Origin of the sequence: Arthrobacter sp. R-11 (assembly GCF_049913155.1) — a bacterium.
Lineage (GTDB): Bacteria > Actinomycetota > Actinomycetes > Actinomycetales > Micrococcaceae > Arthrobacter.
On the sequence record NZ_CP183979.1, the window covers coordinates 3,768,761 to 3,781,508 of the forward strand.

The following is a 12,748-nucleotide window of genomic DNA, read 5'->3' on the forward strand; positions in this document are numbered from 1 at the left end:
ACACTTTGGCCATGGCCGTCTACGTCGACCCGCCCCTGTGGCCCGCACACGGGACCGTGTTCTCCCACCTGGTGTCGGACACATCCCTTGAGGAACTGCACGCCTTCGCCGCGGCGGCCGGCGTCCCCGAGCGGGCCTTCGACGGCGACCATTACGACGTTCCGGAGCGCCGCTATGCGGACCTCCTGGCGGCCGGAGCGATCGCCGTGGAAGCCCGGGTGCTGGTACGCAAGCTGATCGCCAGCGGCCTGCGGATCCCGGCCCGGCAACGCAGCAAGGCTTTGACGGTCCCGCTGCTGGAACGCTGGAATTCGGTCCTCCCGGGACACGAGGAGCTCGGCTTCGAGCTGCTGGAACGCTGGGGCGAAGACCACCGCAAGTATCACAGCCGCACCCACTTGCTGGCCGTCCTGGAGGCGCTGGACACCTTGACCGAACCTGCGCTGCCCGCCCGCACGGTGGCCCTGGCGGCATGGTTCCACGACGCCGTCTACGAAGGCCTCGCAGGCCAGGACGAGGAGGAATCCGCCGTCCTTGCCGAGAAGCGCCTCACCGAGGCGGGCCTGCCCGCGGAAGACATCGCCGAGGTGGCCCGGCTGGTCAGGCTCACCGCCACGCACGACCCCGAACCTGGCGACCATGCCGGTGCCTTGCTCTGCGACGCGGACCTCTCCGTCCTGGGCTCCGAAGCTGCGGCGTACGCGCGCTACCTGGCCGATGTCCGCGAAGACTATGCGCACGTCAGCGACGCCGACTTCGCCGCCGGCCGGGCCGCCGTCGTCCGCCGTCTGCTGGCGCTCGACCCGCTGTTCCACAGCTCCCGGGCCAAAACACTCTGGCTGGACGCCGCACGCCGGAACCTGCAGGCGGAACTGCAGTGACCGCCGGGGCCGTGCACCGGCAGCAGCCGTACCGGATCAGGTTCGAATGGGGGCTCGACGGCGCCCGCACCATCTCTGCCGGGGCCGACCTCGCGTTGGTGGTCGACGTCCTTTCGTTCAGCACCTGCGTGAGCGTCGCCGTCGAGCGCGGTGTCCTGGTCTACCCGTACCGATGGAAGGACACCGGTGCGGAGGACTTCGCCGTGCACCACCACGCCACGCTGGCGGGCCCGCGGAACGGCGGCGGGCTGAGCCTGTCGCCGTCGAGCCTGCGCGACACCCCAGGACTGGAGCGGGTGGTGCTGCCCTCCCCCAACGGCTCGGCGATCTGCCATGAGCTGGCTTCCGAGGTGCCGTTGCTGGCCGCCGTCTGCCTGCGCAACGCCGCGGCCACGGCGGACTGGGTGCTGTCCACGCTGCCTGAGGATGCGGTGATCGCCGTGGTGGCGGCTGGCGAACTGTGGCATAACGGCGGTGGGACAGGGCCCGACGGCGGACTCCGGCCAGCTGTGGAGGACCTGTGGGGCGCGGGCGCATTCCTGGCCGGGCTCGCAGCGGCGGGGCGGGACGTCTTCTCGCCCGAGGCCTTCTCCCCCGAGGCCCTGACGGCCGCCGCGGCCTTCGATGCTGCCGAACCCGCGCTGCCGCAGTTGCTGCGGGGTTGTTCGAGCGGGCGGGAGCTGATCGGGGCGGGCTACCCGGACGACGTCGAGATCGCCGCCGGGTTGGACGCCGCCTCCGCGGTGGCCGTGCTGCGGGACGGAGCCTTCCGGCGGGCCTAGCCCTTGCTGGCAGTTCAGCCCTTGCTTGCAGTTCAGCCCTTGCTTGCGATCCAGGCCCGGACCACGGCCCCAAGGGCGGCCTTCTTGGCCTCGAAATCCGCTGCGTCCAGGAAACGGGCAACCCGCGAGGCCCCGCCGTCGCCCTCCAGCAGCCCGGCGCTGTCCTCGATGGCAGCACCCTGGTGAAACATCAGGGTGACGTTCTTCTTTGCTTTGGGGAAGAAGGATGCGATGTTTCCCTCGTACATGAAGGTGGGAGCCTGCCATTTGATGGCTTCGCTGATGCCCGGGTCCAAGGACAGGATGAAAGCGCGGACTTCCGAGACAAGCTGCCGCTGCGGATTTTCATACCTGTCCAGCCAGGCATCCACCTCCGGGTTGCGGTTGTCCATGGCGCCCGCTCTTAGCGGTAGTTGCTGGCGAACGGCCGGTTGCTGGGCACGATCTGCTTGCCGAGCGGCATGAGGGACACCGGGATCAGCTTGAGGTTGGCGATGGCCAGCGGGATGCCGATGATGGTGATCGCCATGGCGAAGGCGGTGACCACGTGGCCGATCGCGATCCAGATTCCGGCCACCAGCAGCCAGATCACGTTGCCCAGGAGAGTGAACACGTTTCCGGAGCCGGGCTTGTCCACTACTGTCCTGCCGAACGGCCACAGGGTGTAGGCAGCGATGCGGAAGGACGCGATCCCCCAGGGGATGGTCACGATCAGCACGCAGCACACGATGCCGGCCGCAAAGTAGCCCAGCGCCAGCCAGAACCCTCCGAAAACCAACCAGATGATGTTGAGGATCGTCTTCATGCCTACCATTCTCCCGCGCCGAGGGGCCGGAAGGGGTAGGGGTTTGCCCTGAACGGCCCCTTAATTCGGGCTTGACCATCTAGCTCGCAGTTGTTGTCGTTTTGAGCGCCCAAAACGACAACAACTGCGAGTCAGTTGGGTTGCTTGGCGGCCTTCACGAACGCGCGGACCTTTGCCAGGTCCTTCACGCCGCGGGAGGACTCGACGCCGGAGGACACGTCCACGCCCCACGCAGAAGCGGCCTCGACGGCGGACGCCACGTTCTCCGGGGACAAGCCGCCAGCCAGCAGCCAGTTCCGGCTGGCCAGTCCCTTTTCCCGCATCAGCCCGTAGTCCCACGCCTCGCCCGAGCCGGGTACGGCGGCGTCCACCAGGAGCATTTCTTCGCCCCAGTCGGCGAACTCTTCCGGCGCGGCACCCAAGGTGACGGCGCGGATTACCCGCATTCCGGCGTCGTGCACTGTGCGGACGTCCTCCGGGGTGCGGGAACCGTGCAACTGGACCCATTCCAGGCCGGCCTCGCGGGCAATGGCGACGGCGTCGGCGGCGCTTTCATGGCGGAAGACCCCGACGGCGGTAGTCCCCGCCGGGACTCCGGCGAGCAGGGTGCGTGCCTGCTCGGCAGACACCTCGCGCGGACTCTTGGTGAGCACGAAGCCAACGGCGTCCGCACCGCTTTCGACGGCGGCCTGCACGGATTCGGGCGTGCTCAGGCCACACACTTTGACGAACACTCCCGTGCCTCCAGCCGTACTCCTGATGAATCTCCTACCCAAGACGTTAGCAAGCCGTGCCGCCCTGCTCCGAACGGTGTCCGTGGATAAGGTGGTGTGCATGGAGATCATCCGTTTTTCCGAGATCAGGCCCGAACCATGGCGCAACGGCGGCGGGGTGACGCGCGAGCTCGCCAGCCATCCGAAGGCAGCCTCAGCGCAGGACGGGGCCTGGGACTGGCGGGTCAGCATCGCGGACGTCTCCAAGGCCGGCGCCTTCTCGGTTTTTCCGGGCATGGAGCGGGTCCTCACCGTGATCGACGGCGAACTGCTGCTCCTCACGGTGGACGGCGAGGAACACCCGGTGGAGAAGTACCGGCCGTTCCGTTTCTCCGGCGAAGCCGACACCAGTTCCGCCCTGCCCACCGGCGACATCCGGGACCTCAACGTGATCGCCCGCGCCGGGGCCTTCAAGGGCTACACCTCCATCATCGAACTCTCCAAAAAGCGCGCCCATCCGGTGTTCGAAGGCCAGCTTGCCGTCCTGCTCGAGGGCAAGGCGTCCGTGGTTCCCGGCGCGGACCCGGAGGCTGACACTGAAGAGCGCGCTGAAATCGCGACGCCGGAGCCCACCGGGCTGGCCCGCTATGACGCCGTGGTCGGCTCAGACAGCCGCAGCCCGGAAATCCTGGGACGCGGCTTCCTGGCCGTTGTGTCGATCGACCGCGTTACGGCCTAGCCCCGGCGCGGGCTGGCGGGGCCCGCCGTCGTCACCGTTTCAGGAGCTCCCGGTACGGAGTCCACCCGACAGGCAGCGGCCCGCGGATGCCGGCGCGGCTCCGGTCCGCTTCCGCAGACCAGCCTTGGGCGGCCTCCGCACCGGGTTCCCCTACCGGACCGCGGGCCACCCTGAAGCCCACATCTTCCAGCACCGCGTCCGGCGCGCTTCCCCGCCTGACTGCTGCCCGGCAATTCCATTCCGGATCCGCCCAGCCGCCGCCACGAAGGCTCCGGTAATCGGCGTAGCGAGCGGTATCGGCAAAGTCCCAGCACCACTCCCAGACGTTGCCGAGCATGTCGAAGAGCCCAAAGGGGTTCGCGGCCTTGAGCCCGACATCCTGCGGACCGGGCACCCCGTCCGCCATCGTCCAGCCAATATCCGCCAGGTCCCCATACCTTGGCCGGCCCGTTCCTCCCGTGCATGCCCAGTGCCATTCGGCTTCCGTGGGAAGGCGGAAACCGTCGGCGCCGACGTCCCAGGTCACATCCCGCCCGTCGATTTCGTAAGCGGAGGCATAGCCAGCAAGCGACGACGCCGTATTGCACCAGCGCACGGCGTCGAACCAGGTCACGGCGTGTGCGGGAATCTCCGGCGCGGCCAGGACCTCCAGCCCGAGAACGGCCGACCATTCCGACTGCGTAACCTGGGTCCTGCCGAGGGCGAAAGGAACCAGGCCGGCCTTCCGGGAGGAATCCGAGCGGGCATCGCGCAGTTCCACCGAACCGGCGGGAACTTCGATCAATTCGGGCATCCCCGCAGTCTACCCAGCACCGGAAATGCCCCCGGGGAGCGGAATTTGCTAGCCTGAAAGCAAGGCCCGCATCCGGGCCTCCGGACGACGGTTCAGTACCCGGCACGCGACAAGACTGGCCAAAGGAAAAGTCATGTCGTGGATCGTCCTCATTCTTTCCGGTGCGCTCGAAGCCGTCTGGGCCGCAGCCCTCCACCGTTCCAAGGGTTTCCGGCGCCCCGTACCCTCCCTGGTTTTCCTGGTCTCGGTCATCGCCAGCACCGGCGGCCTGGCCTTCGCGATACAGACCATCCCCACCGGCACGGCCTACGCCGTATGGGTGGGCGTGGGCGTTGTCCTCACCGCCGCCTACGCGATGGCCACCAAGGTTGAACGCCCGACGGCGGCGCGGCTGGCGCTGCTGGCGGGCATCGGCATGTGCGTGGTCGGCCTGAAGGTGGTGGCGTAACGATGTCCGCCCGCCTTTCCTGGCTGGTGCTCCTGGCCTCCGCCGTGCTCGAGGCCGTGTGGGCGACGGCGCTGGGCCTGTCCGAGGGCTTCAGCCAGCTGCTGCCCTCCGTGGTTTTTGCGGTGACCGCAACGCTGAGCATGGCCGGCCTGGGCCTCGCCGTCAAGCGCATCCCCCTCGGCACCGCTTACGCCGTATGGGTGGGGATCGGCGCGGCACTCACTGTTGCCTGGGCGATGGCCACCGGCGTCGAACCCGCCAACCCGCTGAAGCTTCTCTTCATCGCGGGAATCGTGGGCTGCGCTGCCGGCCTGAAAGCGCTCCCGGGCGACAGCGACCGGGAAGCGTGACGCTCCTTCCGGAATAGTCCGGCGGCGGGCCGGGTTCTTGCCAACGAAGGCAGCAATCCCGAAGGATGGAGAACCATGGCAACCGAGAACATTCCTGCAAACATCCACCTCGGCGACGGACTCACGGTCAGTCCCCTCGGCTTCGGCGGAATGGCCCTCACCGGGGTCTACGGCGACATCGAACCCGCACAGCCACTCAAGACCCTGCACCATGCGGTCGACGCAGGCATCACCTTCATCGACACCGCGGATGTCTACGGCCAGGGCAGCAACGAAGAACTCATCGCGCAGCTGCTGAAGGATCGCCGCGACGAGGTCCAGCTGGCCACGAAGTTCGGCATCCTTGGCAATGTCCGCACCGGCTACAGCGAGGTCCGCGGCGACGCTGCTTACGTGAAGCAGGCCGCCGAGGACAGCCTGCGCCGCCTCAGCACCGACACCATCGACCTCTATTACATGCACCGCCGTGACCTCCGCGTTCCGATTGTGGAAACCGTGGAGGCCATGGCGGAGCTGGTCCGGGAGGGCAAGGTGCGTCACCTCGGGCTGTCCGAGGTGACGGCCGAGGAGCTGAGGGAAGCCAGCGCCGTGCACCCGATTGCCGCGGTGCAGAGCGAATGGTCCATCTGGAGCCGGGACGTCGAGCGCAACGTAGTCCCCGCAGCCAGGGAACTCGGTACAGGCTTCGTCCCCTACTCCCCTCTCGGCCGTGGCTTCCTCACCGGCACGGTCAATGCCAGCGACCTCGGCGAAGGCGACTTCCGGCACCGGATCCCACGCTTTGCCGACGGCGCCATCGATGCCAACCAGGCCGTAGTGGCCGCCGTCCGCACGGTAGCGGACGAGCAGAATGCCACCCCCGCGCAGGTGGCCCTCGCCTGGCTGTTCGCGCAGGGCCGCCGCCTGGGCATCCCCGTTGTCCCGATCCCCGGCACGCGCCGCGCGGAGCGGCTCGACGAGAACCTCGGCTCGCTGTCCCTCGAGTTGAGTGCCGCCCAGCTGGACGCGCTCGACGGCGCCGCCTCCGCCGTCGTCGGGTCGCGTTCCGCTGACCCGAACTGGGTGTCGCAGGGCCGTGAGTAGCGTTCCGTAGAGTGGGTGGATGGACTCACTCATTCACTCCCTGCGGGACATCACCATCCGGCGGATCTCGGTCAGCGGGATGGACAACAACGTGTACCTGCTCACCGCGAAGGCGAGCGGGGCGCAGCTGCTGATCGACGCCGCGGACGACCTGCCGGCGATCCAGGCGATGCTGGCGGAGTCGGCGGCAGACACCACGGCCACGCCAAAGCTTGCCCTGATCGCCACCACGCACCAGCATTGGGACCACGTCCGTGCGCTGCCGGAGCTGGTGGCGGCCACGGGAGCGAAGACCTCGGCCGGAGTGGACGACGCCGCCGCGCTACCCGTGCCCGTGAACGTGCTGCTGGAGCACGGCGACGTGGGGAACTTCGACGGTTTCGACATCACCGCAGTGCACCTGCGCGGTCACACCCCCGGATCGATCGCCTTTGTGTACCAGGACCCGGACGGCCCGGCGCACATCTTCAGCGGCGACTCGTTGTTCCCCGGAGGTGTGGGCAACACGCAGAACGACGCAGCGCGCTTCACCTCGTTGCTGGACGATGTGACCGAGAGGCTGTTCAATGCCTACCCGGATGACACAGTGGTCCACCCGGGCCATGGCAAGCCCACCACGCTCGGCGCCGAGCGCCCGCAGCTGCAGGAGTGGCGCGAGCGCGGCTGGTAGCTACTTGCGGGGCCTGCTTTACGTCCTATGGCTTGGCCATTGGACGTAGAGCAGGCCTCACAACGTTGGGCTGGTGGGCCCGTTGGGCTGGTGGGGACTAGCGGCCGCGGCGCTCGTTCGACGCCGGAGCCGAGGCCCGGCGCGGACCGCTGCGGGCCGGGCGGCCGGAACCGGAGTTGCCGGAACCCGAGCCGTAGGAGCCGCCGGAGGTGCCGCCGCTGTTGGAGGACCAAACGGCCTTGTTGCCGGAGGTTCCCGCGGAAGCGCCACGGGTGCTGGTTGCCGATGCCGAACGCGGGGCCGACGCCGAGCGGGAACCGCCGGCGCGCTGGCCGGTGGCCGGGCGTCCGCCGCGGCCGCCCTTGCCGGCACCCTGGCCCTGGGCGGCCGGGACGTCGTTGCGGTGGCCGGAACCGTTGCCGCGGCCGCGCGGGTTGCGGGCAACGTCCTCGTTCGCTGCGGCACGTCGGTCGGCACGGTTCAGGTCCGTGCGTACGGGCTCGGCCGAAACCTTGCCGCGTCCGCCGCGTCCGCCACGGCCACCCGCGGTAGGAGCCGCCTGGCCGGAACGACGGGCCCGCTTGCGCTGGGCGTTGGCGCCGGTGGAGGTGCCGCCGCCCTGCGGCTGGGCCTTGGCCGCCAACAGGGCCGCACGGGTGCGCGGATCAACCTTCTCGGCGATGTCGCCCACGAGCTCGGCCACCAGCGGGGAGTTCGCGGTGACGCGCTCGAAGGAGACGTCCACGCCGGCCGCCTTCATGAGCTTCTTGACGTCCTGCTGCTGCTCGGGGAGCGTCAGCGTGACCACGGTGCCTTCGGAACCGGCGCGGGCCGTACGGCCGGAGCGGTGCAGGTAAGCCTTGTGCTCGGTGGGCGGGTCAACGTGGATGACCAGTTCGACGTCGTCGACGTGCACGCCGCGGGCCGCGACGTCGGTGGCCACCAGCACGCGCACGTCACCGGAGGAGAACTCGGCAAGGTTGCGGTCACGGGCATTCTGCGAGAGGTTGCCGTGCAGGTCGACGGCGGGGATCCCGACGTCGGTGAGCTGCTTGGCCAGCTTGCGGGCGTGGTGCTTGGTGCGCATGAAGAGCACGCGGCGCCCGGTTCCGGATGCCAGTTCGACAACCAGCTGCTTCTTGACGGTCTGGTCGTTGACCACCAGGACGTGGTGTTCCATGGTGGTCACGGCCGCCTGCGGGTCATCGACCGAGTGGGTCAGCGGGTTGGACAGATAACGGTGGACCAGCTTGTCCACACCGTTGTCCAGGGTTGCCGAGAAAAGCAGCCGCTGGCCCTGGGACGGGGTCATGTCCATGAGCTTCTTGACCACGGGGAGGAAGCCTAGGTCGGCCATGTGGTCCGCCTCGTCCAGCACGGTGATCTCGACGCTTTCGAGGGTCACGATGCGCTGGCGGATGAGGTCTTCCAGGCGGCCCGGGCAGGCGATGACGATGTCCACGCCGGCGCCGAGTGCCTTCTCCTGGCGGGTCTGGGAGACGCCGCCGTAGATCACCGTGGTGTTCAGGCCCATGGCCTTGGCCAGCGGTTCCACCGTGGCGTTGATCTGCGTAGCGAGTTCGCGGGTGGGCGCCAGGACCAGGCCCATGGGGCGTCCGGGCTTGCGGAAGTACGCGGCCTCGCGCTCGGCCAGGCGGGCTACCAGCGGGATGGCGAAGGCGATGGTCTTGCCGGACCCGGTGCGGCCGCGGCCCAGCACGTCACGGCCTGCGAGCGTGTCCGGGAGGGTCTTGACCTGGATGGGGAAGGCTTCTTCGATGCCGTTGGCTGCGAGGGATTCGGCGATGGCTTTGGGCGTGCCAAGGGCAGCAAAAGTAGTCATGTGTTTCGTGGGTTCTTTCTGGCGGCGCCCGTCCGGGCATCGGCCCCCGACGCCGGTTGGGCCAGGGGTTCGCCGAGGAAAAAGTCAGTGGTCAACCGCCTGGCGGGAAGCCGGGGCCGGGACCGAACGCGTTCATCGACGCAGGATGTGCCTCTCACATGAACAAGGCCCGCACGCGCGGGCCTCCCATTGCACATCAAGTTCGTCCAGTCTAACAGGGGCCGGGCGCCAGGAATTCCACCGAGGAATTCCACCGCCAGCGGATTCCCGGGCTCCCGGGCCATTTGCGGGGCAAGATGGGAGCACGAACGAAAGGAAGCCAAGGTGGAACACAGCGGAACGCACACCTCCGGCGGGCAGCACGGCGACGGCGGAAACCACGACGGCGGAGCCCACACTTTCGGTGCCGGTGCCGAGAGTGCGGAGCAGCTGTGGGACGACAGGTACCGCGAGCAGTCGCGGATCTGGAGCGGCAGGCCGAACCCCCAGCTGGTGGTGGAAGCGGCCGGCTCGGTTCCCGGGCACAACGCCACAGCACTGGATCTTGGCTGCGGCGAAGGTGCCGACGCGATCTGGCTCGCACAGCAGGGCTGGGCGGTCACCGCCGTCGACGTTTCCGCCGTCGCGCTTGAACGCGCGTCCGCGCACGCCGCCGAGTCGGCTGTTGCGGAACGGATCAGCTTCCAACGGCAGGACCTGGCAACGTGGCGGCCGGATACGGGCTACGGGCTGGTGTCCTCCCAGTACCTGCATTCCCCGTTGCTGGACTGGCGCGCATCCGCGGCGACGGCGGCCGGGGCTGTGGCGCCGGGCGGGACGCTGCTGGTGGTGGGCCACTACCCGCAGGGCCAGCACCCGGCGCGGGAGACGTTCTACACGCCGGAGGAACTCGCCGCCGCTCTCGACGGCGTCCTGGACGCCTGGACCGTGAACGTCCTCGAAACCCGGGAACGCTTCGTCACCGGTGCCGACGGCGAAAGCAGGACGCTCGTGGACACGGTGCTGCGGGCCACCCGGAACAAGCGTTAGTCAGTTCCGGGCGAGGACCGTGGCCTTGGACTGCGGCGCGATGTCGCTGGCCCGCGGGGACACCAGCATCCCGATGACGGCGATCACCGCCGTCAGTGCGAATACCCCGGCAAAGGCGTACCCGGCTGCGAGCAGGTTGAACACCATCCCCGCCATGGCCAGGGCCAGGGCGCTGCCAATGGAGTCGGAGATAGACAGGGCAGAGCTGTTGAAGCCCTGGGCGTCGGGCTCGGACAGGCCGATGGTCAGCGTGCTCAACCGCGGGAACATCAGGCCCATGCCGGCGCCGCCGAAAGTCCAGCAGATGATGGCCGGCAGGGGCGGCCAGGCGAAGAGCACGGCGGCAAGCTCCAGCAGCAGGACGGCGAGCACCACCCAGGTGCCGGTCCGGATGGCCACGGCGTTGCTGATCCGGCCACCCCAGCGGCCCTGGATTCCCGAGGACGTGGCCCATGCCAGAGCCGAGCCCGTGATCGCGAGCCCCGCAAACGCCGGGGAGAACCCGTAGCGCTCGGTGAGGAGGTAGGGCATGTAGACCTCGGCGCCGAAGAAGGCCGCGGAAACCACGCCGCGCAGCAGGATCACGCTCGGCAGCCCGCGGCCGGCGATGAGGGTGCCGCGGGGCAGTAGCGGCCGCGCGGCAAACAGTGCAACGAACAGGGCGACGATGGCCAGCAACCAGCCCGCCACCGGCACTTGCCCGGAGAGGTTCAGGCCGAGGACCGCGACGCCGGCCAGCACCGCCCAGCCGATCCGGCCCAGCTTCCAGGGCACAGAGTTGCTTGCGGTGCCTGCACCGTCAGCCGGCCCGCGCATCTGGCGCAAGGCCGGAACCGTCATCGCCACCGCCGGAACCACAAGGACCACCACACCAAGGAAGACCCAGTGCCAGCCGATCAACTCGGCCACCACGCCGGCGGCAAACGGCCCTACCATCGACGGAATCACCCACACGGCTGCGAACGCGGCGAACATCTTCGCGTGCAGCCGAGCGGGATACGCGCGGGCAATCATCACGTAGAGGGCCACGGTCATCGCGCCGCCGCCAAGGCCCTGCACGAAGCGGCCGGCGACGAACACCGGCATGCTCAGGGCCGTGCCCGCGATGAGCAGCCCGGCCGTGAACAGCGCCACCGAAGCATAGAGCGGCCCTGCCGGTCCACGCCGGTCGGCCCAGTTCCCGGCCACCACCATGCCCACCACGCTCGTGGCCAGGGGTGCGGCGAAGGCCAGGGCGTAGAGTTCAAGGCCGTCCAGTTCGAGGCCCACGCGCGGCATGATCGTGGTGACGGCCATGGCTTCGAAGGCGACCATGAACACCAGGGCACAGGAACCCACCGTGGCCAGGAGGTAGGGGCGGCGCAGGATCCCGGCCGAGAGGTCGTCGTGGGTCATTGGCCAAGCCTAACAACTTCGATGATTGTTTTTGTTGTTTTTTGGGAGGATACAAACAGCAGCAATCAGCGGCGGTAGCTACGCCGTCGGGTTCAGTTCGGCGACGGGGACGACGACGGCGCCACTCGCCGTCGTATCCGGGTTCAGCATCCAGCCGACGCGCTTGGCCGAGCTGAGGACCACCACGCTTTCCACCAGTTCGATGCCGGGAATACGTTGCTGCAGGGCGAGTTCGGCGTTCATCACGTCCGAAAGCGAATGCAGCCACATAACGATCACGAAGTTGGTACGCCCGGTGGTCGACGCGCTGAGCCGGAGGTTCCGGAAGCCGCGCAGTTCGGCAGCCGCGGCCTCGTGTTGGCCGGCCGGGACGTTGGCGAACCATTGGCAGGTCACGGGGTAGCCGGAGAACTTCTGCGCCACCTCGCAGCGGAAGGACAGCACGTGGCTGGCGAGCAGGCGGTTGAGCTGACGCTGCACGGTGGCGGGGTTGCGGCCCAGCGCGCGGGCCATGTCCGCCGCCGTCGCCCGGCCGTCCTGGGCGAGGAAGGGGATCAGGTCCAGGTGGCTCTGCGGCAGCTCCGGGCCCACGGGCGCCGCGGCCGCGGAGACTTCGGGGCCGGCGAGGGCCTTGAGCGCGGCCTGCTGCGAGCGGTCCAGCACGTTCAGGCGCCAGGCATGGCCGCCGGTGTGCAGCCGGGTGCAGAGGGAGGTGCGGTATTTCTGGAGCCCCTTGATCTCCTTGAACTGCGGCACCACCGTATCGGTGAACGCGGCAAGGGTGGGCGTGATGACCGTAAGGATGAGGTCCCGGTTGCTGGCGGCCTCCTCCACGGTCACCACTTCGGGGATCGCCGCCAATGCCGCGGTGACGTCCGCCCGGAGCCGCATGTCACAGTCGATGTCCACCAGGGCCAGGCACATCTGCTTCGGGTCGCCGATCAGGTGGGCGGTGGTCCAGGCCGCGCCGGCCGAGCGGAGCCGCTCCCAGCGCGCCGCGAGGGTGGTGGCGTGGACGCCGAGCACTCCGGCGGCGTCGGACCAGCTGATCCGCGGGGCGATTTGCAGGGCATTGATGAGCCCCAGGTCCTCCTCGCTCAGTTCCATCGCCACTCCTACATTGATGCACGAATCCTGCATGAATCATCGCATTCTTGGATTTTTCCAGCCATTTGGACGGATGTGAACGGCATCACTCCACAATTGCTTGGAGAGTA

Annotated in this window: 15 protein-coding genes and 1 riboswitch; of the genes, 8 read left to right on the top strand and 7 right to left on the bottom strand. The window is 68.6% G+C overall.

Annotated features, from left to right (window positions below; translation table 11 throughout):
• The first annotated feature begins 11 nt into the window (after positions 1-11).
• Positions 12-881, top strand: coding sequence for a DUF4031 domain-containing protein (locus ACN9M4_RS17140; protein WP_426299986.1), 870 nt, complete (start codon positions 12-14; stop codon positions 879-881).
• Positions 878-1,663, top strand: coding sequence for a 2-phosphosulfolactate phosphatase (locus ACN9M4_RS17145; RefSeq protein ID WP_426299988.1), 786 nt, complete (start codon positions 878-880; stop codon positions 1,661-1,663). The genes ACN9M4_RS17140 and ACN9M4_RS17145 overlap by 4 nt, the downstream gene beginning before the upstream one ends.
• 32 nt (positions 1,664-1,695) lie before the next feature.
• Here ACN9M4_RS17145 and ACN9M4_RS17150 read toward each other — a convergent pair whose 3' ends face one another.
• From ACN9M4_RS17150 to ACN9M4_RS17160, 3 genes are all read right to left on the bottom strand, one after another.
• Complete coding sequence (locus tag ACN9M4_RS17150) at positions 1,696-2,055, bottom strand: DUF1801 domain-containing protein (protein WP_426299990.1); 360 nt, start codon at positions 2,053-2,055, stop codon at positions 1,696-1,698.
• Positions 2,056-2,066: 11 nt separating this feature from the next.
• The gene (locus ACN9M4_RS17155; RefSeq protein WP_115789709.1) at positions 2,067-2,468 is read right to left on the bottom strand and encodes a YccF domain-containing protein; all 402 of its coding nucleotides are present in this window, start codon (positions 2,466-2,468) and stop codon (positions 2,067-2,069) included.
• Between the two features lie 131 nt (positions 2,469-2,599).
• Positions 2,600-3,202: a phosphoribosylanthranilate isomerase gene (locus ACN9M4_RS17160; RefSeq protein WP_426299992.1), complete on the bottom strand. Its 603-nt coding sequence runs from the start codon at positions 3,200-3,202 to the stop codon at positions 2,600-2,602.
• A 100-nt stretch (positions 3,203-3,302) separates the two neighbouring features.
• Here ACN9M4_RS17160 and ACN9M4_RS17165 point away from each other — a divergent pair, with 100 nt between their 5' ends.
• Positions 3,303-3,920 (top strand): HutD/Ves family protein, encoded by a 618-nt coding sequence (locus tag ACN9M4_RS17165; protein ID WP_426299994.1) that lies wholly within the window; start codon positions 3,303-3,305, stop codon positions 3,918-3,920.
• Positions 3,921-3,951: 31 nt separating this feature from the next.
• On the opposite strand, the gene ACN9M4_RS17170 is transcribed toward ACN9M4_RS17165, so the two are convergent.
• Positions 3,952-4,713, bottom strand: coding sequence for a formylglycine-generating enzyme family protein (locus tag ACN9M4_RS17170; protein ID WP_426299996.1), 762 nt, complete (start codon positions 4,711-4,713; stop codon positions 3,952-3,954).
• Between the two features lie 59 nt (positions 4,714-4,772).
• Positions 4,773-4,837: riboswitch (guanidine-III (ykkC-III) riboswitch) on the top strand.
• Positions 4,838-4,846: 9 nt separating this feature from the next.
• Between ACN9M4_RS17170 and ACN9M4_RS17175 the strand changes: the two genes are divergently transcribed.
• From ACN9M4_RS17175 to ACN9M4_RS17190, 4 genes are all read left to right on the top strand, one after another.
• Positions 4,847-5,161, top strand: a complete 315-nt coding sequence (locus ACN9M4_RS17175) for a DMT family transporter (protein ID WP_426299998.1) — start codon at positions 4,847-4,849, stop codon at positions 5,159-5,161.
• 2 nt (positions 5,162-5,163) lie between these two features.
• Positions 5,164-5,511 carry a DMT family transporter gene (locus ACN9M4_RS17180; protein ID WP_426300000.1) on the top strand — a complete coding sequence of 116 codons (348 nt, stop codon included), beginning with the start codon at positions 5,164-5,166 and terminating at the stop codon, positions 5,509-5,511.
• Between the two features lie 75 nt (positions 5,512-5,586).
• Positions 5,587-6,594, top strand: a complete 1,008-nt coding sequence (locus tag ACN9M4_RS17185) for an aldo/keto reductase (RefSeq protein ID WP_426300002.1) — start codon at positions 5,587-5,589, stop codon at positions 6,592-6,594.
• 19 nt (positions 6,595-6,613) lie between these two features.
• Positions 6,614-7,264 (top strand): MBL fold metallo-hydrolase, encoded by a 651-nt coding sequence (locus tag ACN9M4_RS17190; RefSeq protein WP_426300004.1) that lies wholly within the window; start codon positions 6,614-6,616, stop codon positions 7,262-7,264.
• A 97-nt stretch (positions 7,265-7,361) separates the two neighbouring features.
• On the opposite strand, the gene ACN9M4_RS17195 is transcribed toward ACN9M4_RS17190, so the two are convergent.
• Entirely contained in the window at positions 7,362-9,107 is a 1,746-nt protein-coding gene (locus ACN9M4_RS17195) for a DEAD/DEAH box helicase (RefSeq protein WP_426300006.1), read from the bottom strand.
• A gap of 324 nt (positions 9,108-9,431) precedes the next feature.
• Between ACN9M4_RS17195 and ACN9M4_RS17200 the strand changes: the two genes are divergently transcribed.
• Positions 9,432-10,136 carry an SAM-dependent methyltransferase gene (locus tag ACN9M4_RS17200; protein WP_426300008.1) on the top strand — a complete coding sequence of 235 codons (705 nt, stop codon included), beginning with the start codon at positions 9,432-9,434 and terminating at the stop codon, positions 10,134-10,136.
• Here ACN9M4_RS17200 and ACN9M4_RS17205 read toward each other — a convergent pair whose 3' ends face one another.
• Both ACN9M4_RS17205 and ACN9M4_RS17210 read right to left on the bottom strand, forming a co-directional pair.
• The gene (locus ACN9M4_RS17205; RefSeq protein WP_426300010.1) at positions 10,137-11,531 is read right to left on the bottom strand and encodes an MFS transporter; all 1,395 of its coding nucleotides are present in this window, start codon (positions 11,529-11,531) and stop codon (positions 10,137-10,139) included.
• Positions 11,532-11,609: 78 nt separating this feature from the next.
• Positions 11,610-12,638 (bottom strand): Lrp/AsnC family transcriptional regulator, encoded by a 1,029-nt coding sequence (locus ACN9M4_RS17210; protein WP_426300012.1) that lies wholly within the window; start codon positions 12,636-12,638, stop codon positions 11,610-11,612.
• Positions 12,639-12,748 lie beyond the last annotated feature (110 nt).

Coding starts and splice junctions, on each gene's coding strand:
- ACN9M4_RS17140 (WP_426299986.1), top strand. CDS start 12: ATGGCCGTCTACGTCGACCCGCCCCTGTGGCCCGCACACGGGACCGTG.
- ACN9M4_RS17150 (WP_426299990.1), bottom strand. CDS start 2,055: ATGGACAACCGCAACCCGGAGGTGGATGCCTGGCTGGACAGGTATGAA.
- ACN9M4_RS17155 (WP_115789709.1), bottom strand. CDS start 2,468: ATGAAGACGATCCTCAACATCATCTGGTTGGTTTTCGGAGGGTTCTGG.
- ACN9M4_RS17165 (WP_426299994.1), top strand. CDS start 3,303: ATGGAGATCATCCGTTTTTCCGAGATCAGGCCCGAACCATGGCGCAAC.
- ACN9M4_RS17170 (WP_426299996.1), bottom strand. CDS start 4,713: ATGCCCGAATTGATCGAAGTTCCCGCCGGTTCGGTGGAACTGCGCGAT.
- ACN9M4_RS17175 (WP_426299998.1), top strand. CDS start 4,847: ATGTCGTGGATCGTCCTCATTCTTTCCGGTGCGCTCGAAGCCGTCTGG.
- ACN9M4_RS17180 (WP_426300000.1), top strand. CDS start 5,164: ATGTCCGCCCGCCTTTCCTGGCTGGTGCTCCTGGCCTCCGCCGTGCTC.
- ACN9M4_RS17185 (WP_426300002.1), top strand. CDS start 5,587: ATGGCAACCGAGAACATTCCTGCAAACATCCACCTCGGCGACGGACTC.
- ACN9M4_RS17190 (WP_426300004.1), top strand. CDS start 6,614: ATGGACTCACTCATTCACTCCCTGCGGGACATCACCATCCGGCGGATC.
- ACN9M4_RS17195 (WP_426300006.1), bottom strand. CDS start 9,107: ATGACTACTTTTGCTGCCCTTGGCACGCCCAAAGCCATCGCCGAATCC.
- ACN9M4_RS17205 (WP_426300010.1), bottom strand. CDS start 11,531: ATGACCCACGACGACCTCTCGGCCGGGATCCTGCGCCGCCCCTACCTC.
- ACN9M4_RS17210 (WP_426300012.1), bottom strand. CDS start 12,638: ATGGAACTGAGCGAGGAGGACCTGGGGCTCATCAATGCCCTGCAAATC.